The sequence below is a fragment of the Sphingopyxis sp. 22461 genome, from assembly GCF_052044915.1.
In the GTDB taxonomy this organism is placed as follows: domain Bacteria; phylum Pseudomonadota; class Alphaproteobacteria; order Sphingomonadales; family Sphingomonadaceae; genus Sphingopyxis.
Genome location: NZ_JBQENY010000016.1, coordinates 46,880 through 66,210, shown reverse-complemented (window position 1 = coordinate 66,210; position 19,331 = coordinate 46,880). Strand labels below are relative to the sequence as shown.

Below are 19,331 nucleotides of genomic sequence, written 5' to 3'. Positions count from 1 at the left end.
CGTCGCACCATATGTCCGGCAGCCACGGCGGTCCGTCAGGGGTAATCTCCTGCGCATCTCCTGACGCTGGCGGACGCCAGCATTCAGGAGACACTCCATGTTCAACGCTTTCGTTCGCGAGGCCGATCGCCTCGTCCGCGCCGATATCGGCGCGGCAAACCCGCCCGCGATCCTGTGGGCGGATATCGTCCATCCGACCGCCGACGACGCCGCAAATGCCGCCGCCTTGCTCGGGATTTCGATCCCGACGCTGCCCGAAATGCAGGAAATCGAACCCTCGGCGCGGCTTTACGAAGAGGTCGGCGCGCAGTTCATGACGGTGCCGATCGTCGTCGGGCTCGACGGCGATGCGCCGCGCCTCGCGCCGGTCACCTTCATCCTCGGCGCGGCAAGCCTCGCGACGGTGCGCCATGCCGAGGCGGCGCCGTTCGAACAGGTCGTCGCGCGCCGGCTGCGCACCAACGGCGCCACGACCGCCGAAACGCTGATGCTCGACCTGATCGAGGCGATCGTCGACCGCGTCGCCGACGTGCTCGAACGCAGCGCGCTCCACTGCGACACCGTGTCGCGCGACGTTTTCGCGCGGAAGGCGGCGGGCGGCGGCACCGAAGGTCCGGCGCGCGATCTCGAAGCGATGCTCGGCCGCATCGGGCGCGAGGGCGACCTGCTTACCAAGCTGCGCGAATGCCTCGTCGGGCTCGCGCGGATGCTGTCCTATCATAGCACGCGCAGCGAAGGCAGCGCCCGCGAGGCGCGCGCACGGCTCAAGACGATCCAGCGCGACGTGCAGGCGCTGACCGATCATGCGAGCTTCCTGTCGGGCAAGATCAACTTCCTGCTCGACGCGACGCTCGGGCTGATCAACCTCGAGCAGAACCAGATCATCAAGATTTTCACCGTCGCCGCGGTGGCTTTCCTGCCGCCGACGCTGATCGCGTCGATCTACGGCATGAATTTCGATCTCATGCCCGAACTGCGCTGGCAGTACGGCTATCCCTTCGCGATCGGGCTGATGCTCGTCTCGTCGATCCTGCCCTTCGCCTATTTCCGCAAGCGCGGGTGGCTGTGATGCCGGTGGGAGACAGGCGACGCGGACCATCGAACCGCGGCTGCTGCCGGGTCTCGCGGCGGCGAGCCTGATCGCGATGCCGCTGCCCGCGATCGCGGCGGGCGGGGCGGCGGGCAACGGCAGCGTCACGCTGGGGTTCACGATCCGGCGATAACCGATCGGCGATCGCCCGAAGCGGACTTGCTGTGCGCGGCGGGCATGTGGTAGAACATAAAAAGAACATCGTTGGAGATGCCCATTGTCCGCCGCCGTCGATCCTGCCTATCGTCATTATCCCAAGCATGCCGAGTTTCGCGAACCTATCGAAGCGGGCGGCGCGGCGCTCAAGCTCTATCACCTGACCGCCACCGACGCGCCGGTGCCGGACGATGTGGCCAGGCTCTGCGCCGACTGGTTTGCCGGACAGGCGCCGGCGGCCGTGGCGCCGGGCGATTGCGGTTTCGTCATCCTCCACCGCTGCGGCGCCGATTTCTATTTCCTGCTCGTGTCGGTGTGGCGGGGGTCGAACGAACTCTGGGAAGCCGTCTGGTATCGCCACGGCGACATGCCCGCCTTCGCGCCGTTCGATTCGGCCTATCCGCCGGAAGCGGGCGTGGTGCGCCCGACCTTCTGCGTCTGGGAGCTTGGAATCGTCGCGCACGAGAGCGCGGCGTGGGGCCGCTACCTCGCGTCGCCGCGCGACGACACCGCGCGGTCGCGCTGGGTTGATGATATCTTCGAAGGCGCTGTATAGGCGCCGCTCGTTTCAAGGGGAGTTTTGACGTGCAGATTGCGGTGCTGACCTTCGACGGCTTCAACGAACTCGATTCGTTCGTTGCGGCTGGAATCCTGAACCGTTTGCGGGGGCAGGGCTGGGAAGCGCACATCACGTCGCCGACGCCGCGCGTCACCTCGATGAACGGCGTGACGATCGAACGCCAGCAACCGCTCGACTTCGCCGCCAAGGCCGACGCGGTGATCATCGGCAGCGGGATCAAAACGCGCGAGATCGCGGCGGACCCGCTGATGCTCGGGCGCATCCGGCTCGACCCGTCGCGCCAGCTGATCGGCGCGCAATGTTCGGGGACGCTGCTGCTCGCCAAGCTCGGGCTGGTCGGCGCGCTCCCCGCGTGCACCGACCTCACGACCAAACCGTGGGTGATCGAGGCCGGGGTCGAAGTGCTCGACGCGCCCTTCGTCGCGCACGGCAATGTCGCGACCGCGGGCGGCTGCCTTGCGTCGCAATATCTCGCCGCGTGGATCGTCGCGCGGCTCGCCGGGACCACGGCGGCCGAAGAGGCGCTGCACTATGTCGCACCGGTCGGCGAGAAAGCGGACTATGTGACGCGCGCGATGGCGGCGGTGCGGCCGTTCCTTGCGGAAGAAAATCTCGCGCGCACCGCGTAACTGGCGATCCCGTACAATAGATCTTGCCCCGGCCTGCTATAGTCCGGCATTTTGCGGCGTGCGCAAACTGGGGGCAGGGCAATGACGGCACCGTTTAATTTCGGGCAGCTCAAATTTCTGAAGGCGCTGACCGAAGCGCTGTTTCACGACGCCGACATGGTGATTTCGGCCGATCAGGTCGTCGCCAATGTCTGCGACCTGTTCGAAAAAGTCGGCGGCACCAAGCTCGACGAAATCCGCCTGTCGCTGACCGCGACCGAACTGGTGCTCGGCGGCCCCTTCTTTACCGAGAATGATGTCGCGGACCGCGTCGAAAGGCTGACCGATCGCCTCAAGAACAGCCAGATCGACCTGTTCCAGGACATGGCGCGGCTGCGCGGCGTCATCTACGCCTGCTATTACGGCCATTGGCAGCCCGGGCTCGAACCCGGCGACCAGAGCGCCAACGCCACCAATCCGGTGCATCGCCAGATCGGCTTCACCCTCCCCAAATTCCGCCAGCGCGGCAGCTATGACGTGCCGCTCGAACCCGTGCACGGGCGCGAGATCGACCCCGCGCATATCCTCGACGCGTCGACGCTCGAGGACGAATATGATGTGATCGTCATCGGCTCGGGCGCCGGGGGCGGGGTCGCCGCCTATAATATCGCGGCGCAGGGCTATAAGGTGCTGATCGTCGAGGCGGGTCCCTTTTATCCCAGCCACGCGATCACGCATCACGAACTCGACATGATCGCCAGGCTCTACAAGCATGGCGCGCTGCAAACCTCGACCAACCGCGATTTCGTGGTGTTCCAGGGGCGCTGCGTCGGCGGATCGTCGACGATCAACAACGGCATCTGCCTGCGCGTCAACGAGCCGGGACGCACGCATCCAGATGCCAGGGACGTGCTCGCGAAATGGGCCAGCATCGGCGCGCCGATCGACGCCGCGGCGTTCCATGCGAGCTATGATGCGGTGCGCGACAAGCTCGGCATCGCCCCCATCGAACCGCGCAGCGGACGCCATAACGGCCCGCATCTGATCGAGGGATGGCGCAGCTATGCGGCGGGATCGACCAACCCGCGCGACCAGCGCGCGATCGCCGACTGGTTCGCCAAGAATTTCGGCCCGCCGAACACCGCCAGCGCGTGCGCCTATTGCGGCTATTGCAATTCGGGCTGCGCCTATGGCCGCCGCATGGGCATCGCGCAAACCTATCTGCCCGAGGCGTGCCGCGATTTCGGCGCGCGCATCCTGCCCGGGACCAAGGCCGAGCGCATCGTCTGGCAAACCGCCTACGACGGCCGGCGCGAGGCCGAAGCGGTGAAATTGGTTCTCCCCGACGGGTCGAAGACGCTGGTTCGCGCGCGCGTCGGCGTCGTCGTCGCCGCGGGCACGATCGCGTCGTCGAAGCTGCTCGACCGCAGCGATATCGACCGTACCGGCTATCAGGTGTCGCTCAACGTCGCCTCGCCCGTCGTTGCCTTGATGCCCGACCGCGTCGGCGGCGATGCGTGGGACGAGGACCAGATGTCGAGCTATGTCGATTGCGGCGACTTCCTGCTCGAAAGCCATTTTCAGCCGCCGATGTCGATGGCGTCGCTGATGCCCGGCTGGTTCGGCGACCATGCGAGCCGGATGAAGAATTTCGGCCGCGTCCATTCGGCGGGCATCCTGTTTCCTGCCGACCGGCGCGGGCAGGTGAAGGACGGCAAACTGGAGTTCCGGCTGGACGTGGACGACGATCTGCCGGTGCTGCGCGACGCGATGGCGACGCTGACCAAGGTCCATTTCGCCGCGGGGGCGCTCGAATGCTATCCCGCGCTGGCCAAGGGGCAAAAGATCACGCCCGGCATGGATGTCGATGCGTTTTTCCGCGATGCGATCCGCGAACAGGACGATGTCACGCTGTCGAGCAGTCACCCGCACGGCGGCAATGCGATCAACGAGGATCCGGCGTACGGCGTCGTCGACCTCGACTGCCGCGTCCACGAAACGACCAATGTGTTCGTCACCGACGCGAGCACTTTCCCCAGCTGCATCCGCGTCAACGCGCAATGGACGACGATGGCGATGGCGCAATATGCCACGGGGCGGAGTGATCCGTTCGGGTGAGGGTGTGTTGATCCTCCCTGTCGCGCAGCGATGGGGAGGTGGCAGCGCGCAGCGCTGACGGAGGGGCGAATGGCGCGACGTTGCAGCCCCTCCACCACCGCCTGCGGCGGCGGTCCCCCTCTCCATCGCTGCGCGACAGGGAGGATTGGCTCCTCGCAATAACCTTGCTTTTGTTGGATGGGGCAAACGGGTAAGGGGGCGCCGCCATGACCTTCACCGTTGCCGCCCTCTACCGCTTCGCGTCGTTCGACGATCCCGCCGCGCTGCGCCAGCCGCTGATCGACCTCTGCGCGGCAGAGGGCGTCATGGGCACGCTGCTCCTCGCGCGCGAAGGCGTGAACGGGACAATCGCCGGAACCGCGGCCGGCATCGCTGCGGTGCTCGCTCATATCCGCGGCCTGCCCGACTGCGCCGAACTCGACGTCAAATATTCGGCCGCGACCGAGATGCCGTTCCAGCGGATGAAGGTGCGGCTGAAAAAGGAAATCGTAACGATGAAGGTGCCGGGGCTCGACCCCGCGCGCGACGCCGCTCCTTACGTGGACCCCGCCGACTGGAACGCGCTGGTCGACGACCCGGACACGGTGTTGATCGATACGCGCAACGGCTTCGAGGTCGGCTACGGCAGCTTCGCGGGCGCGGTCGATCCCGAGACCAAAAGCTTCGGCGAATTCCCCGACTGGTGGCGCGCCAACGCCGACCGTTTTGCGGGCAAGCGCGTCGCGATGTTCTGCACCGGCGGCATCCGCTGCGAAAAATCGACCGCCTTCCTCCGCCACGAGGGCGTTGAGGATGTCGTCCATCTGAAGGGCGGTATCCTCGCCTATCTGGAACAGGTGCCCGAGGGCGAAAGCCGTTGGCACGGCAGCTGCTTCGTCTTCGACGAGCGGGTGAGCGTCGGGCACGGCCTCGTCGAGGTCGGCGAGAAGGAATAGGGCAGGAACGACGGTTCGTCCGACGGGGTGACCGACCGCTTTGGGGATTGTGAGCGGACGTTCATGTTACCCATTTTTCCTTGTTACCCATTTTTCGTCATCCCGGACCTGATCCGGGATCCCGCTTTTTCCGGTCTGTAGCGGTCATTCATCTAGGTCGGGCGAGAGGCTGCAATGGGGTGGGAAGCGGACATCCCCATTTTCGTCATCCCCGCGAAGGCGGGGATCCCGCTTGTCGGCGGCGAGAAAGAAGCGGGATTCCCGCCTTCGCGGGAATGACGGGAATCGGTCGATTCATGCCGTTTCCGCACCCCGGGCAAAGCCTGCAGCCGCCGACATGACGAAATAGGGTCGCTCGTGCGGTAAAACTCTTTCCTACATTTAACCCATATGGTTCTCTTGTGCGGTTTTAACTTACCGAAAGGACGAATCGATGGAAGACGCCATTCCCGATCCCGCCGCCATCGCCGCGCCCGCCAGCTACCACTGGACCCCGGCGCTTCAGCGCGATTTCCTGGGCCGCCTCGCGACGAGCGGCTCGGTGCGCATCGCCGCCGCGCATGTCTCGATGTCGCCGAGCGCCGCCTATCAACTGCGCCGTCGGCCCGAGGGCGCGGCCTTTTCGCTCGGCTGGGCCGCGGCGTTGCTCATCGCGCGCGACCGGCTCGCCGACGAACTGCTCGACCGCGCGATCTATGGGGTCGAGGAAAGTGTCGAACGCCAGGCCGAAGCCGAAACGCAGCGCGCCTTTACCAAGCGCCGCCGCCAGATCCCAAGCCTCGGCCTCGCGATGCTCGCGCGGCTCGACCGCGCCGTCGACGTGCGCGCCCGCGCGGGCGAGGCGATGCTCGCGCAGATCATCGCGGGCGACTGGGCCGGGTTCCTGTCGCTCTTCGATATCGGCGCCGGCCATTCCGATGCGCAGGGCCATGGCGCCGCGCTCGCGTGCTGGCTCGCCGGCCGCGACAATCGCGCCAACCCGCTCGCCAGCCTATGGAAAGACACCCCGATCGCGAGTGAAGTTGCGCAGTTTTTCGCGCTTTCCGAAAGCGAACCCGAACCCGAACCGACCCCCGAAGAGGAAGCCGCCGAAATGACGATCTGGGCCGACGAGGAAAGCGGCGAATGGCGCACCAACTTCCCGCCGCCCGACGATTATGTCGGGATCGAGGAAGGCGCGTTCGGCGACAAGGATTATGAACGCACCCTCGACGACGAAGAGGCTGAAGCGTGGGAAGCCGCGCATGCCGAGATCATCGCCCCGCTGCGCAAAGCGGGCGAGGCCGCGCGCCGCGCCTTCTTTGGATTGCCGGTGACGGCGAATGGCCCTGCGCCTGCGGCGAAGGAAGACGCAAAGGCGCTCACAATGGGGACGATTGAACCCTCGTCGTGAGATGGTACCTCGCTACCAATCAGCCCGTCGCGCGCGCCGCGCCATATTCGTACCAGCCGAACGGCCGCGGCGTTTTCGGGATGTAAGCGGCCGCCTGCCGGTCGACCGCGAAACCCGCCTTTTCATAGGCGTCGCTGATCGGCCGGGTCAGGTGGCAGTTGCCGCCGATGCGTTTCCACACCGGCTCGATCCGCCGCTGCCATTTCGCGACCCCGGCATCGGGCGCGGCGCCATGTTCGAGGAACAGCGCGGTCCCGCCGGGCTTCAGCACGCGGCGGATTTCGGCGAGCACCGCGGCCTGATCGTGAACCGAGCATAAGGTGAAGGTGGTAACGACGGTGTCGAAAGAACCGCTCTCGAACGGCATCGCCTCGCCGATCCCTTCACGGATATCGGCGTCGATCCCGCGCGCCGCCGCCGCCGCGACGCTCATCGCGAGCAGTTCGGGCGAGGGATCGAGCCCGCTGAAGCTCTCGATCTGCCCCGGCCGGTAAAATTCCATGTTGATCCCGCCGCCGCAACCGAGTTCGAGCACATGCCCGCGCGCGTTCGGCACGACCTTGCTGCGCACCTTCATGATCTGCCCCTGCGAACAGGCGCATTTGATCAGCCGCGGTACCCCATGACGTTCCCACCAGCTTGCCATTCGCCAGTCTCCCCTTGGCGCGGAAGGTGACCCTTGCTAGCGCGGTTGGCAACACCCATCTGTGCCTGTCCGCACCGCCAACGAAAGATCGTCATGCCCGCCGTCCATCACACCAAGATGCTCATCCTCGGTTCCGGCCCCGCCGGCCTGTCGGCCGCCATCTATGCCGCGCGCGCGGGCATGATGCCGATCGTGGTGCAGGGGCTGCAACCCGGCGGCCAGCTGACGATCACCACCGACGTCGAAAACTACCCGGGCTTTGCCGAGGTGATCCAGGGTCCGTGGCTGATGGAGCAAATGACCGCGCAGGCGACGCATGTCGGCACCAGCATGATCTGGGACACGATCGTCGACGTCGACCTGTCGCGCCGTCCGTTCAAGCTGACCGGTGACGGCGGCGACGTCTATATGGCCGAAACGCTCGTCATCGCGACGGGTGCGCAGGCGAAATGGCTCGGCGTGCCGGGCGAACAGGAACTGGGCGGCAAGGGCGTTTCGGCGTGCGCGACGTGCGACGGTTTCTTCTATCGCGGCAAGAAGGTCGTGGTAATCGGCGGCGGCAACACCGCGGTCGAGGAAGCGCTCTATCTCACCAACCACAGCGAAGACGTCACGCTGATCCACCGCCGCGACCATCTGCGCGCTGAAAAGATCTTGCAGGACCGCCTGTTCGCCAATCCGAAGATCAAGGTGCTGTGGAACAAGCGCGTTGACCGTTTCGTCGCGGGTGAAGGCGTGTCGGGGCTGGTCGGCGTCGACCTGATCGACACCGAAACCGGCGCGGCGAGCTTTGAGCCGACCGACGGCGGCTTCGTCGCGATCGGCCACAGCCCGTCGACCGAGCTGTTCAAGGGCAAGCTGCCGCTCGACGACGACGGCTATCTGGAAGTGACGCCGGGTACCTCGCTGACCGCGATCCCCGGCGTCTTTGCCGCGGGCGACGTCACCGACAAAATCTATCGTCAGGCGGTGACCGCCGCGGGCATGGGCTGCATGGCCGCGCTCGACGCGGAGCGGTTCTTGGCCGAGGCCGAATATCACGCGATGGTGGACGCCTGACAAAACGTCATCCCAGCGAAAGCTGGGATGACTTCATGTTTCGAGAGCCACCAATACCCGCTGATACAGCCAGTCGGCATCCTCCCCGGCAAAGCTGTGCGACGCGCTGGCGAGGCGTTCGACGGGAAGGCGGCTTAGCGCCGACGGGCAACTTTCCATAAAAGCCTGCGCGGTGCGGTCGCCGGTCGCGAGCAGGATCGTCGCGGGCGGACCGAGCACGGCGATCGCACCATCGATCCGCGCCGCGAGACTATCGGGCGCAGCAGGCACGGCAGTCTCCTTGAGCGCCGAAAGCCCGCGGAACAATTTGCGGAAATCGACCTCGCCCTTGATCAGCCGCAGCAGGCTTTTCGGATCCCTCAGCCGCGCCAGATAGCGCGCCCGGATCGCGGCGGCAGGGGGCAGCGTGGGCTCATCGGTTTCCTCGACGTCGCCGTCATAAGTCCACGGATTGGCGATGATCAGCCCATCGAGCGCCAACGGCTGATGAAGCAACAACGCGCTCGCCGCATCGCAATTGCCGAAGCCGATGATGCGCGTCACGTGCGGCGCCGCTTCGCGAAACGCCGCAATCGCCGCGTTAATATCGGGTCCGCTGCTTTCGAACCCGCCATTCATGCCCTCGCTGTCGCCGATCCCGCGCCGGTCGAAACGGAATACCGGATGCCCCGCCTCGGCGACCCGCGCCGCCAGCATCGCCATGCCGCGGTGTGCGCCGCTGCGGATTTCATTGCCGCCCGACACGATCAGCAGGCCGGTCCTGCCCGCCGCCTCGTCGAGGCTCGCGGCGAGCGTCGCGCCTTCGCAGGCGAAGCTCAGCTGATGCCGCATGTCGTGCTCCATGCGGAAATGTCGGCGGCAATCGCAGCCGCCATCGCGGCATCCTCGCCCGGCTCGGCGCGCAGCCACAGCGGGGTTCCTGCGATGCCGTCGGCACCGAGGCCGATGTTGCGCAAAGGCTCGACCGCTTGCGCCTCGCTCGTGCCGAGCTGCGCGACCATTTCCGGGGACAATCGGTTGCCCGCGACGAGCAGCGGCCTGGTCTTCGCCTCTTCCTGCAAGCTTTCGAGCGAAGAGGTCAGTCCGGCCTCGCGGTCGGTGCTCACCCTTGCACGCATCAGGGTGCGGAGCAGCGACGCTCCACCGACAGGCGCCAGCCGCCACCAGGCCGCGGCTTTCACCTGGTGGTCGATCAACACGCCGCCGCGAACCGACGCCACAAGGATCGGGCCATCGATGCCCGCCGCAACCTTGACAAGCGCATCTTGCCAGCGCGCCAGATCGACCTGTTCCAAGGGAACGAGGCTTTCATTCTGCCCCGGCAGATCGGGAAGCATTGCTCCAAAACCCTCGGCCGCCAGTGCGCGCATCGCGAGCACCAAAGTGCGGCGCGTGCGGTTCGCTTCCTCGAACAGCGGCGGGACGATCAGGACGGTGGCGCGGGGCGTGCCCGCGGGGTCGATGCGCAATCGATGTTCGCTCATGCGCGCATCCGGGATCAGTCGGTCACTTTGCGCAGCGAAAAGGCGAGCAAATTGCCGTAGGTTTCAAAGATTTCGCCGTCGATCTCATCATCGTCGATCAGGATGCCCAGCCGGTCTTCCATCTCGGTCAGCACCGTCGCGACCGCCATCGAATCGAATTCGGGCAGTTCGCCGAACAACCCGCTGTCTTCGGTCAGCGCGGCAGCGCGCGCTTCGCCGAGGCCGAGCACGTCGGCGAGCAGGGCGCGAAGGGTGGCGTCGACGCCGGATGCTTTGGTAGCGGGTTCGGTCATGAGTCTTTCCTGAGCAGCGAACGGGCATATGCCTTCAATGCCGGACCCCATGCCGCGACGCGCGACGGATTGAAAGCCTCGATGCGCCACAGCGGGTCGTGCCGATTCATCCAGTCGCGCTTGTACCCGTCGTTACCGGTGCCGAAATCGACGCGCTTCACGCCATCGACCTCGATCACATGGCGAAACAGCGCCGCCGACAGCAACGTACCCGGCGAGGCTTTCAGGCTGTCCTCGACATGCGCGAGCTTGTGGATGAAGGCGGTGCCGTCCTCGACGGTCCAGAACTGCGCGGCGACGGGGATTCCGTCGATACGCGCGATTCCCATGCGCAGGCGTCCGCCATCGCCTTCGACCTCGGCAAAGGCGCGCAGTAGTGCGGGGTGGCCTTCTTCGGGCTTCCAGCTCGCGGCATAGATTTGTTCGTAAGCGGCCCAGCTCCCCGGATCGAAATCGGTGAGCAGCTGGATATCGACGACACCCTTCTTCGCCTTGCGCTGAACGGTATTGCGCAGCGCGCCGGGCCGGCTCGCCCACCAGGCGTCATGGTCCATCTCGCCCAGGTCGAGCCAATGGCGATCCCCCGCAGGCGCCGTCTTCACCCACCAGCCCGCAGCGCGTAGCGCGGCGGTCAGCGCATCGGGGTCGGCAACAGGGTAAAGCGTCAGACGCGCGGCTTTTTGGCGAAGATCGGCGAAAAGCGCGCCAAGGGCGCCGCTGCGATCGCCGTCGCCATCGAAAAGCGGACGGATCGAAAAGCTGTACCAGTTGGTGAGGCCGGCCAGATCGCCCGGCGCCTCGACCCGCAGCGGCAACCACGCACGCGTCGCGCCCGCGCTGCCACGTGCGTCGATTCGGTCATGGCCGGCAAAGCCATGCGCGGTGAGCAGGTCGAACCATTCGGCCCGGTCGAACGGCGACGCAAAGCCGGCCGCGCGCGCTGTGGCGGGCAGCCGCTCATCATTAGCGTGATGTTCACCGTTCCCTTGCATGGTGCCGCCCTCTATCACTCCTGTCCTAACAGCCGATGACCAAAGCCGAAAACACATCTTCCAGGCCGATCGACCATCTCGCCCGCTGCGGTGCATCGGACGCGGCTGCGCTGCTGATCGGCGATCGGGTAACCACCTTCGCCGAACTCGACGCCGGAGTTGGACGGCTGGCGTCATGGCTGCTTGAACAGGCCGGCGGTCCCGGTGAACGCGTCGCAAGCTGGAGCGCCAAGACGCGGCTCGCCTGCCTGATGCCGCTCGCGGCGGCGCGCGCGGGGCTGATCCATGTGCCGGTCAATCCGTTGCTCAAAGGGCCGCAGGTCGCGCACATCCTGTCGGACAGCGGCGCGAAATTGCTCGTCACCAATGGCGCGCGCGCCGAGATGCTCGGCGATGGCCTGCCCGACCAGTGCGTGGTGCAGGATCTGAAGGTCGGCGAGGAAGTGATTGCTTCGGGCGGGCAGGGGCTGCCGCTCTCGATCGCCGAGCCCGACGATCTCGCCGCCATCCTCTACACCAGCGGTTCGACCGGGCGGCCCAAGGGCGTGATGCTCAGCCACGCGAACCTGTGGCTCGGTGCCGAAAGCGTCGCTTCCTATCTGAAGATCGTGCCCGAAGACCGTGTGCTCGCCGTCCTGCCGCTGAGTTTCGACTATGGCCAGAACCAGCTGCTTTCGAGCTGGTATGCAGGCGCGGCGGTCGCGCCGCTCGATTATCTGACCGCGCGTGACGTCGTGAAGGCGGTGGCGCGGCACAGGGCGACGACGCTCGCGGGCGTGCCGCCGCTGTGGGTGCAGCTCGTCGAGGCCGAATGGCCCGCCGAAACCGCGGCCCATCTTAAACGCCTGACCAACAGCGGCGGCGCGCTCACGCCGTCGCTCATCGACGCGCTGCGGGCTACCTTCCCGGGCGCCGACATCTACCCGATGTACGGGCTGACCGAGGCATTCCGCTCGACCTATCTCGACCCGAAATTCGTCGCCGACCATCCGACGTCGATGGGCCGCGCGATCCCGCATGCCGAAATATTGGTGTGCCGGCCCGACGGCACGATCACCGCCGACGAAGAACCCGGCGAACTCGTCCATTGCGGGCCGCTCGTCGCCAAGGGCTATTGGCAGGACGAAGAACGCACCGCGCAGCGTTTCAAACCCGCGCCGCGCGCGTCGCATTATGGCGGCATGGCGGTGTGGTCGGGCGACACGGTGCGCCGCGATGCCAATCACCTCCTCTATTTCGTCGGCCGCGACGACGCGATGATCAAGACCGCGGGCAACCGCGTCAGCCCGACCGAGGTCGAGGACGTCGCGGTCGCATCGGGGCTGATCTATGAAGCCGTCGCGTTCGGCGTGCCCGATCCGCGGCTCGGCGCCGCGATTGTCCTCATCGTGCGCGGCAAGGACGGCGTCGCCGACGAGGAGGGGCTCGCGGCCTATCTCCGCCAGAACCTCCCCAATTTCATGCAGCCGCAGGCGATCGAATGGCGGGGCGCCTTGCCGCGCAATCCCAATGGCAAGCTCGACCGTGTGGCGATTGCCGCCGATTGGGCCAAGGAGTTGACGGCATGAAGCCGCATGGCCCGATCCCGCCCGGCTTCCGCGCCGATGTGAGCGGTATGTTACTCATCGGCGGCGACCGCGCCGAGGCGCTCGCCGACGTCGCGGGCGACACCCCGCTGTTCGCCTATGACAGCGAGATGCTCGCCGCACGCGTCGCCGAATGGCGCGCCGCGATGCCAACCGGGGTCCAGCTTCATTATGCGATGAAGGCGAACCCATATGCGCCTTTGCTCGCCTTCATGGCGCGGCTGGTCGACGGGTTCGACGTCGCCTCGGGCGGCGAGCTCAAGGCTGCGCTCGCCAGCGGGATGCCGGCGGGCGACATCAGCTTTGCCGGCCCCGGCAAGCGCGACCGCGAACTCGAAGCGACGATCACCGCCGGCGCGACGCTCAATCTCGAATCGGCGGGCGAGGCCGAACGGGCGTTGTCGATCGCCGAGCATCTGGGATTGACGCCCAGCCTCGCGGTACGCGTCAATCCCGACTTCGACCTCAAGGGGTCGGGCATGAAAATGGGCGGCGGCGCCAAGCCATTCGGCGTCGACGCCGCCGATGTTCCGGCGCTCGTCCGCCGCCTGATCGACGCCGGCGCCGACTGGCAGGGTTTCCATATTTTCGCGGGATCGCAGGCGCTCGACGCCGCCGCGATCGCCGAAACGCAGGCGCAGACCGTCGCGCTCGCGGCGCGGCTCGCGAACGAGATCGGGGAGACGCCGCCGCTCGTCAATCTCGGCGGCGGCATGGGGGTCCCCTATTTCCCCGGCGACAAGCCGGTCGATGTCGCCTCCGTCGGGGCGGCGCTCGGCGAGACGCTGGCGGCGCGCGATCCGGTTCTCGCAAAGAGCCATTTCGCGATGGAGCTCGGCCGCTGGCTCGTCGCCGAGGCGGGGGTCTATCTGACCCGCATCGTCGACCGGAAGGTCAGCCATGGCGAAACCTTCCTCGTCACCGACGGCGGCCTCCACCACCAGCTCGCCGCGAGCGGCAATTTCGGCACCGTGATCCGCCGCAACTATCCGATCGCGGTCGCGGGCGCTTTCGGCGCCGAGGCCGAAGAGACGGTATCGGTCGTCGGCTGCCTCTGCACTCCGCTCGACCGCCTCGGCGATCAGGTCGCGCTCCCGCGCGCCGAGGTCGGCGATCTCATCGCGATTTTCCTCGCCGGAGCCTATGGTGCGAGTGCCAGCCCCGCGACCTTCCTGGGGCAAGGACCGGCGCGCGAAATGCTCGTCTGACGCGCTAGAATCTGTTCCTTATCGGGACATCTTCCGACAAGCGCGGTCCAAACTTAGTTCAATACTAACATTATGTTCACCCTTTTCGAGCAATGGCTGAAGCTGACGCAATGGCTGTCGCCGCGGAGTTTCCGGACCGCGGTTCCCCTGACGGCTCGAAAGGTTGATGGATTATGGCTTCGTTCCCCTCGCTCCGCATCGCGCGCGCCGCGCTCGTTTCGGGCATCGCCGCGACCGCGCTGACGGGCTGCATGGGCGCCGGCGGCAGCGCGCCGCAACTGCCGAGCGCGAACTTCGTGCAGAACCAGGAAGGGCCGGGCGAGGAATATATCATCGGCCCGCTCGACGAGCTTCAGATCTTCGTTTGGCGCAACCCCGAACTCGGCGGCAAAGTCCAGGTGCGCCCCGACGGCCGCATCACCACCCCGCTGATCACCGACATGCCCGCGGTGGGGAAAACCCCCACGATGCTGCAACAGGACATCAAGCTCCAGCTCAGCCAATATATTACCGATCCGATCGTCAGCGTGATCGTCACCAGCTTCAACAGCACCTTCTCGCAGCAGGTGCGTATCGTCGGCGCCACCGAGAAACCCGCGTCGATCCCGTTTCGCGCCAACATGACCGTGCTCGACGCAATGATTGCAGTCGGCGGCCTCGGCGAATATGCCGCTGGAAACAAAGCGCGACTCGTCCGCTTCGACAAGGGCAGTGGGAAGCAGCAGGAGTTCGGCCTGCGGCTTAATGACCTGATCAAGCGCGGCGACATCAAGGCGAATGTGCGGCTGCAGCCCGGCGATGTGATCATCATCCCCGAAAGCATGTTCTGACCGTAGCCGCCAACCCACCCATCTCCCAAGGATCGATTTCGAGCGATGAACAGCCTTTACGACGAATTCCGGGTAGCGCTGCACAGCGTCTGGACGCGCCGGTGGCTCGTGCTGGCGGTGGCGTGGGGCATCTGCATCCTCGGCTGGCTGGCGATCGCGTCGATCCCCAACCGCTATGACAGCCGCGCGCGCCTGCTCGTCGACGTCAACGAAATTCTGCCCGACGACGCGCAGGGTGGCGGCGGGCGTCCGCAGCTCGACCAGATCCGCGAAACGCTGACCAGCGCGCGCAACATGGAAAAGGTCGCGGCGACCACCGGCCTGCTTCCCGCCGGCGCGAACGAGCGCGAAAAGGCCGGCGCGGTCGGCATGCTGCAAAAGAATATCAAGGTCATCCCGCAGCAGGACAATATCTTCGAAATCACCTCGAGCGTCGCGGTCGGCAGCCTGTCCGACGCCGACAATGCCAAGCTCGCGTCGGGCGTGCTCGACAGCCTGATCACCGTGTTTCGCGACGATCAGCTGCGCGGCGGCCGGATGAACGCGCGCGAGGGGCTGAAATTCCTCGATGCCCAGATCGCCGACCGCGAAAAGGCGCTGCGCGAGGTCGAAGCGCGCCGCGGCGCGTTCGAGGCGCAGAATATCGGCCTGATCCCGGGCGGCAGCGGGTCGCCCGCGCAGCGCGTCGAAGCCGCGCGCGCCGAACTCGGCCAGATCGATTCGCAGCTCGTGTCGGCGCAGGCGCAACTCGCCGCCGCGAACGGCCAGCTCTCCTCGACCCCCGCAACGATCAACATCCCCGGCATGGGCAGCGTCGGCGGCGGCGTCGCGCGCCAGCAGCTTGCCGGGGCGCAGAACGAACTCTCGTCAATGCGCGCACGCGGGCTGACCGACGCGCATCCCGACGTCATCGCGCTCAAGAGCCAGATCGCCTCGCTGAAAGCGATGGCCGACCGCGAAGGCGCAGGCGGCGGCGGTGGCGGCAACTCGCAGAATCCCGCCTATGCCTCACTGTCGGCGATGCGCGCCGAGCGGCAGGCAACGGTCAGCGCGCTGTCGTCGCGCAAGGCGCAGCTCACCGCCGACATCGCCAAAATCACCTCGCAGCAGATCCAGAACCCCGGCATCGCCGCCGAGTACGACCGCATCAACGGCGAATATACCGCGTTCAAGGCGCAGTATGACAAATTGCTCGCGCAGCGCGAACAGGTGCGCATGCGCGGCGAGGTTCAGACCGAAACCGACGCGATCAAGATCGAACTGCTCGACCCGCCGTCGAAACCGACCAGCCCCGCCGCGCCCAACCGGCCCTTGTTCCTGACGCTCGTCCTGCTCGCGGGCATCGGCGGCGGCATCGGCGCCGCCTTCGGTCTCGCTCAGGTGCGCACCAGCTACGCGACCGCCGCGAAGCTCGAACGCGCGAGCGGCCTGCCGGTGATCGGATCGATTACCGAAGTCGTGACGCCCGACCGCCATCTCGACCGGCGCAAGAAACTCGTCTGGCTGGCGAGTGGCGGAGGCGCGCTGGTCGGGCTCTACGCCTTGCTGCTGGTCGTCGAATTCATCCAACGCGGCATGGTTGCGTGACGGGGGACGATGACATGAACGACCAACGCAAAGTCAAGCGCCCGCCCTCGCTCCTCGAACGCGCAGCCGATATGTTCGGCCTCGATCCCGCGGCCAATGCGCCGACGATCGACGTGTCGAAGCTGCCGCCCGAAGCGCCCAAAAAGACGAAGACGGCGAAGCCGGAACCCGCCGCGGACGCGCCGCAGCCCGAAATCCTCGATCCGGTCGTCGAGGCGGCGCCCGCCGTCGAGGCCGCGCCCGCCGCGCCCAAGCCGTCGCCGCGCAAGGATGTCGCCAAGGCGGCGCCCGCCATCGTGCCGACGCGGCAGGGAACGATCGACCGCGAGCGCCTCGCGTCGCGCGGGATGATCGTGCCCGGCACGCCCGTCACCGGCATCTCCGAAGAATATCGCATCGTGAAGCGCGAGCTGATCCGCAATTTCGGCGGCGTCGGCAATCGCCCGATCCTGCCGCGCGGCCACCGCGTGCTGATCGCGTCGGCGAACCCGGGCGAGGGCAAGACCTTCTCGGCGGTCAATCTCGCGCTCAGCCTCGCGGTCGAGGCCGATCACGACGTGCTGCTGATCGACGCCGATATCGCGAAGCCGAGCGTGCTCGAAGCGCTCGGGCTCGACGACGGTCCCGGCCTGATGGACGCGCTCGCCGATCCGCACCTGCCGCTCGGCGACTGCCTGATCCAGACCGACATTCCGGGCCTCAAGGTCATGCCCGCGGGCACCGGGCATATGCACGACACCGAACTCCTTGCCTCGGCGCGGACCGAGGCTTTGCTTGCGCAGCTCGAAGCGGGCGCGCCGGGCCGCATCCTCATCATCGATTCGCCGCCGGTGCTCGCGGCATCGCCCGCCGCGGTGCTCGCGGGGCATGTCGGGCAGACGATCATGGTCGTGCGCGCCGACGAAACGCTCGAATCGGCGCTGCGCGACGCGATCGGCCTGATGGGCGCGTGCCCGCATATCCAGCTGCTCCTCAACGGGGTCAAATTCTCGCCGGGCGGCCGCCGCTTCGGCACCTATTACGGACAGGGAGGCGCGTGATGCGCACCACCACCACCATGCGTCATATGTCGACGCTGGCGGCCTTGCTGCTCGCCGGGACGGCGACGGGCGCGCACGCGCAATTTTCGGGCGATCCCGGTTCGGGCAGCGGCAACGCGCCTGCGGCCGGCGCGCCGGCCTCCGAAGGCCGCGCGGCGAAGCGCGCCGAAGGCCGCCGGTCGCAGCGCCAGGTCGACGTCAGCCCCTATCTTGAAATCGGCCAGGTCCTGACCGCCGACCTCAAGAACGGCGGCGATGTCCTCACCTATACGAACCTGGCGGTCGGCGTCGACGCGTCGATCGTGACCAACCGCGCCGAACTCGCGGGCACGCTGCGCTACGAACATAACATCGGATGGAATGGCGGCCTCGGCGATTCGGACACGATCAGCGGCCTCGCCCGCGGACGGATCGAGGCGGCGCGCGGCCTGAATCTCGAAGGCGGCGCGCTCGCTACCCGCTCGCGCGCCGACGGGCAGGGCGCCGCGAGCGGCCTGTTGATCGGCGACGCCAGCAACGTCGCGAACCTCTATTCGCTCTACGCTGGCCCGACCTTCGCGCGCCGCATCGCCGGGCTCGACGTCGGCGCTGGCTATCGCTTCGGCTATACCAAGGTCGATGTGGACCAGCCCGCAATCCTCTCGCCGGGCACGCAGCCGCAGGATATTTTCGACAGCTCGACGAACCATGTCGCGTGGGCCAGCGTCGGTGCGCGACCGGGCGACCTGCCGTTCGGGTGGCAAGTGTCGGGCGGGTACGAGCGCGAGGACGCGAGCCAGCTCGACCAGCGCTACGAGGGCAAATATGCCCGCGCCGACGTCACGGTGCCGATCGGCCCGACGGTCGCGCTGCTCGGCGGGGTCGGCTACGAAGATATTGAGATCGGCCAGCGCAATCCGGTGGTCGATGCCAATGGCGTGCCGGTGCGCGATGCCAGCGGCCGCTTCATCACCGATAAATCGACCCCGCGCCAGCTGTCGTTCGATACCGACGGGCTGATCTGGGATGCCGGCGTGATGTGGCAGCCGAGCCGCCGTACATCGCTGACCGCGCGCGTTGGCCGCCGTTACGGCGACACCATCTACACCGGCAGCTTCACCTATCGCGCCGACCATGCGACCTCGATCCAGGTCGGCGTCTATGACGGATTGTCCAGCCTTGGCCGCGGCCTGTCGGGCGGGCTTGCCGCGCTGCCGACGCAATTCGACCCGATCCGCAATCCGATCAGCGGCGACATCAATCCGTGCGTTTTTGGCCAGCAGGGCGGCGGCTGCCTCAGCAACCAGCTCGGCAATGCGACCTCGGCGCAGTATCGCAGCCGCGGTGTGCAGGCGACTTTGTCGTCGCGCTTCGCCGGCTGGAGCTATGGCGTCGGCCTCGGTTACGACCAGCGTAAGCTGCTCGCGCCCTTGCTGTCGCCGATCGGCAGCCTCAACGGGATCAAGGACGAGAATTATTATCTCTTCGTGTCGGCGGCGCGTCAGCTCGACGTCGATTCGGACCTCTCGCTGTCGGGTTACGTCAATTATTTCGACAATGGCGCGCCGGGCGCCAGCGACGTCCAGTCGGCGGGCCTGACCACATCCTATTCGCGGCGCTTCTGGCGCGGCCTCACGGGGACCGCGGCGGCCAGCCTCAACGCCTTCGACCAAGAAGGCTTCAACAGTCAGCTTATCGGTTCAGCTTTGGTGGGACTTCGTTACAACTTCTGACCAGGCAACGGGAA

18 protein-coding genes are annotated in these 19,331 nt (G+C 66.7%); 13 read left to right on the top strand and 5 right to left on the bottom strand.

The genetic code is table 11. The annotated features are described in order from the left end of the window. Window positions 1-97: 97 nt before the first annotated feature. From ACTJI5_RS21350 to ACTJI5_RS21325, 6 genes are all read left to right on the top strand, one after another. Window positions 98-1,069: a magnesium transporter CorA family protein gene (locus ACTJI5_RS21350; RefSeq protein ID WP_440861728.1), complete on the top strand. Its 972-nt coding sequence runs from the start codon at window positions 98-100 to the stop codon at window positions 1,067-1,069. A gap of 238 nt (window positions 1,070-1,307) precedes the next feature. Next, window positions 1,308-1,802, top strand: a complete 495-nt coding sequence (locus tag ACTJI5_RS21345; RefSeq protein WP_440861727.1) for a hypothetical protein — start codon at window positions 1,308-1,310, stop codon at window positions 1,800-1,802. Window positions 1,803-1,831: 29 nt separating this feature from the next. Further along, window positions 1,832-2,455 (top strand): DJ-1/PfpI family protein, encoded by a 624-nt coding sequence (locus ACTJI5_RS21340; RefSeq protein ID WP_440861726.1) that lies wholly within the window; start codon window positions 1,832-1,834, stop codon window positions 2,453-2,455. Window positions 2,456-2,536: 81 nt separating this feature from the next. After that, window positions 2,537-4,552: a GMC family oxidoreductase N-terminal domain-containing protein gene (locus ACTJI5_RS21335; RefSeq protein ID WP_440861725.1), complete on the top strand. Its 2,016-nt coding sequence runs from the start codon at window positions 2,537-2,539 to the stop codon at window positions 4,550-4,552. A gap of 206 nt (window positions 4,553-4,758) precedes the next feature. Continuing rightward, window positions 4,759-5,487, top strand: a complete 729-nt coding sequence (gene trhO / locus ACTJI5_RS21330; protein ID WP_440861724.1) for an oxygen-dependent tRNA uridine(34) hydroxylase TrhO — start codon at window positions 4,759-4,761, stop codon at window positions 5,485-5,487. 433 nt (window positions 5,488-5,920) lie between these two features. After that, the gene (locus ACTJI5_RS21325; RefSeq protein WP_440861723.1) at window positions 5,921-6,880 is read left to right on the top strand and encodes a hypothetical protein; all 960 of its coding nucleotides are present in this window, start codon (window positions 5,921-5,923) and stop codon (window positions 6,878-6,880) included. A gap of 19 nt (window positions 6,881-6,899) precedes the next feature. On the opposite strand, the gene ACTJI5_RS21320 is transcribed toward ACTJI5_RS21325, so the two are convergent. Then, complete coding sequence (locus ACTJI5_RS21320) at window positions 6,900-7,526, bottom strand: class I SAM-dependent methyltransferase (protein WP_310256689.1); 627 nt, start codon at window positions 7,524-7,526, stop codon at window positions 6,900-6,902. Window positions 7,527-7,619: 93 nt separating this feature from the next. Between ACTJI5_RS21320 and trxB the strand changes: the two genes are divergently transcribed. After that, window positions 7,620-8,585: a thioredoxin-disulfide reductase gene (trxB, locus tag ACTJI5_RS21315; RefSeq protein ID WP_058535972.1), complete on the top strand. Its 966-nt coding sequence runs from the start codon at window positions 7,620-7,622 to the stop codon at window positions 8,583-8,585. A 33-nt stretch (window positions 8,586-8,618) separates the two neighbouring features. Here the strand turns inward: trxB and ACTJI5_RS21310 are convergent, their stop codons facing one another. The 4 genes from ACTJI5_RS21310 to ACTJI5_RS21295 are packed head-to-tail and all read right to left on the bottom strand — an operon-like array spanning window position 8,619 to window position 11,354. Then, the gene (locus ACTJI5_RS21310; RefSeq protein ID WP_440861722.1) at window positions 8,619-9,416 is read right to left on the bottom strand and encodes a hydrolase 1, exosortase A system-associated; all 798 of its coding nucleotides are present in this window, start codon (window positions 9,414-9,416) and stop codon (window positions 8,619-8,621) included. After that, the gene (locus ACTJI5_RS21305; RefSeq protein WP_440861721.1) at window positions 9,401-10,069 is read right to left on the bottom strand and encodes a hypothetical protein; all 669 of its coding nucleotides are present in this window, start codon (window positions 10,067-10,069) and stop codon (window positions 9,401-9,403) included. Before ACTJI5_RS21305 ends, ACTJI5_RS21310 begins: the two co-directional genes overlap by 16 nt. 14 nt (window positions 10,070-10,083) lie before the next feature. Then, window positions 10,084-10,362: an acyl carrier protein gene (locus ACTJI5_RS21300; protein ID WP_439511259.1), complete on the bottom strand. Its 279-nt coding sequence runs from the start codon at window positions 10,360-10,362 to the stop codon at window positions 10,084-10,086. Next, window positions 10,359-11,354 (bottom strand): GNAT family N-acetyltransferase, encoded by a 996-nt coding sequence (locus ACTJI5_RS21295; protein WP_310256675.1) that lies wholly within the window; start codon window positions 11,352-11,354, stop codon window positions 10,359-10,361. The genes ACTJI5_RS21300 and ACTJI5_RS21295 overlap by 4 nt, the downstream gene beginning before the upstream one ends. A gap of 35 nt (window positions 11,355-11,389) precedes the next feature. Here ACTJI5_RS21295 and ACTJI5_RS21290 point away from each other — a divergent pair, with 35 nt between their 5' ends. From ACTJI5_RS21290 to ACTJI5_RS21265, 6 genes are all read left to right on the top strand, one after another. Beyond that, window positions 11,390-12,922: an acyl-CoA ligase (AMP-forming), exosortase A system-associated gene (locus ACTJI5_RS21290; protein WP_440861720.1), complete on the top strand. Its 1,533-nt coding sequence runs from the start codon at window positions 11,390-11,392 to the stop codon at window positions 12,920-12,922. Next, complete coding sequence (locus ACTJI5_RS21285) at window positions 12,919-14,148, top strand: pyridoxal-dependent decarboxylase, exosortase A system-associated (RefSeq protein WP_440861719.1); 1,230 nt, start codon at window positions 12,919-12,921, stop codon at window positions 14,146-14,148. Before ACTJI5_RS21290 ends, ACTJI5_RS21285 begins: the two co-directional genes overlap by 4 nt. Window positions 14,149-14,321: 173 nt before the next feature. Beyond that, on the top strand, window positions 14,322-14,978 hold the full coding sequence (locus ACTJI5_RS21280) for an XrtA/PEP-CTERM system exopolysaccharide export protein (protein ID WP_440861718.1): 657 nt from the start codon (window positions 14,322-14,324) through the stop codon (window positions 14,976-14,978). Between the two features lie 45 nt (window positions 14,979-15,023). Beyond that, window positions 15,024-16,565, top strand: a complete 1,542-nt coding sequence (locus ACTJI5_RS21275) for an XrtA system polysaccharide chain length determinant (protein ID WP_440861717.1) — start codon at window positions 15,024-15,026, stop codon at window positions 16,563-16,565. A 14-nt stretch (window positions 16,566-16,579) separates the two neighbouring features. Further along, complete coding sequence (locus ACTJI5_RS21270) at window positions 16,580-17,605, top strand: P-loop NTPase (RefSeq protein WP_440861716.1); 1,026 nt, start codon at window positions 16,580-16,582, stop codon at window positions 17,603-17,605. Further along, window positions 17,605-19,317 (top strand): hypothetical protein, encoded by a 1,713-nt coding sequence (locus ACTJI5_RS21265; protein ID WP_440861715.1) that lies wholly within the window; start codon window positions 17,605-17,607, stop codon window positions 19,315-19,317. The genes ACTJI5_RS21270 and ACTJI5_RS21265 overlap by 1 nt, the downstream gene beginning before the upstream one ends. Window positions 19,318-19,331 lie beyond the last annotated feature (14 nt).

Excerpts from the sequence above, each read along its gene's own strand:
- ACTJI5_RS21335 (WP_440861725.1), top strand. The coding sequence starts at position 2,537 with ATGACGGCACCGTTTAATTTCGGGCAGCTCAAATTTCTGAAGGCGCTG.
- ACTJI5_RS21265 (WP_440861715.1), top strand. The coding sequence starts at position 17,605 with ATGCGCACCACCACCACCATGCGTCATATGTCGACGCTGGCGGCCTTG.
- ACTJI5_RS21305 (WP_440861721.1), bottom strand. The coding sequence starts at position 10,069 with ATGAGCGAACATCGATTGCGCATCGACCCCGCGGGCACGCCCCGCGCC.
- ACTJI5_RS21280 (WP_440861718.1), top strand. The coding sequence starts at position 14,322 with ATGGCTTCGTTCCCCTCGCTCCGCATCGCGCGCGCCGCGCTCGTTTCG.
- ACTJI5_RS21270 (WP_440861716.1), top strand. The coding sequence starts at position 16,580 with ATGAACGACCAACGCAAAGTCAAGCGCCCGCCCTCGCTCCTCGAACGC.
- ACTJI5_RS21275 (WP_440861717.1), top strand. The coding sequence starts at position 15,024 with ATGAACAGCCTTTACGACGAATTCCGGGTAGCGCTGCACAGCGTCTGG.
- ACTJI5_RS21350 (WP_440861728.1), top strand. The coding sequence starts at position 98 with ATGTTCAACGCTTTCGTTCGCGAGGCCGATCGCCTCGTCCGCGCCGAT.
- ACTJI5_RS21320 (WP_310256689.1), bottom strand. The coding sequence starts at position 7,526 with ATGGCAAGCTGGTGGGAACGTCATGGGGTACCGCGGCTGATCAAATGC.
- ACTJI5_RS21290 (WP_440861720.1), top strand. The coding sequence starts at position 11,390 with ATGACCAAAGCCGAAAACACATCTTCCAGGCCGATCGACCATCTCGCC.
- trxB (WP_058535972.1), top strand. The coding sequence starts at position 7,620 with ATGCCCGCCGTCCATCACACCAAGATGCTCATCCTCGGTTCCGGCCCC.
- ACTJI5_RS21310 (WP_440861722.1), bottom strand. The coding sequence starts at position 9,416 with ATGCGGCATCAGCTGAGCTTCGCCTGCGAAGGCGCGACGCTCGCCGCG.
- ACTJI5_RS21325 (WP_440861723.1), top strand. The coding sequence starts at position 5,921 with ATGGAAGACGCCATTCCCGATCCCGCCGCCATCGCCGCGCCCGCCAGC.
- trhO (WP_440861724.1), top strand. The coding sequence starts at position 4,759 with ATGACCTTCACCGTTGCCGCCCTCTACCGCTTCGCGTCGTTCGACGAT.
- ACTJI5_RS21300 (WP_439511259.1), bottom strand. The coding sequence starts at position 10,362 with ATGACCGAACCCGCTACCAAAGCATCCGGCGTCGACGCCACCCTTCGC.
- ACTJI5_RS21295 (WP_310256675.1), bottom strand. The coding sequence starts at position 11,354 with ATGCAAGGGAACGGTGAACATCACGCTAATGATGAGCGGCTGCCCGCC.
- ACTJI5_RS21285 (WP_440861719.1), top strand. The coding sequence starts at position 12,919 with ATGAAGCCGCATGGCCCGATCCCGCCCGGCTTCCGCGCCGATGTGAGC.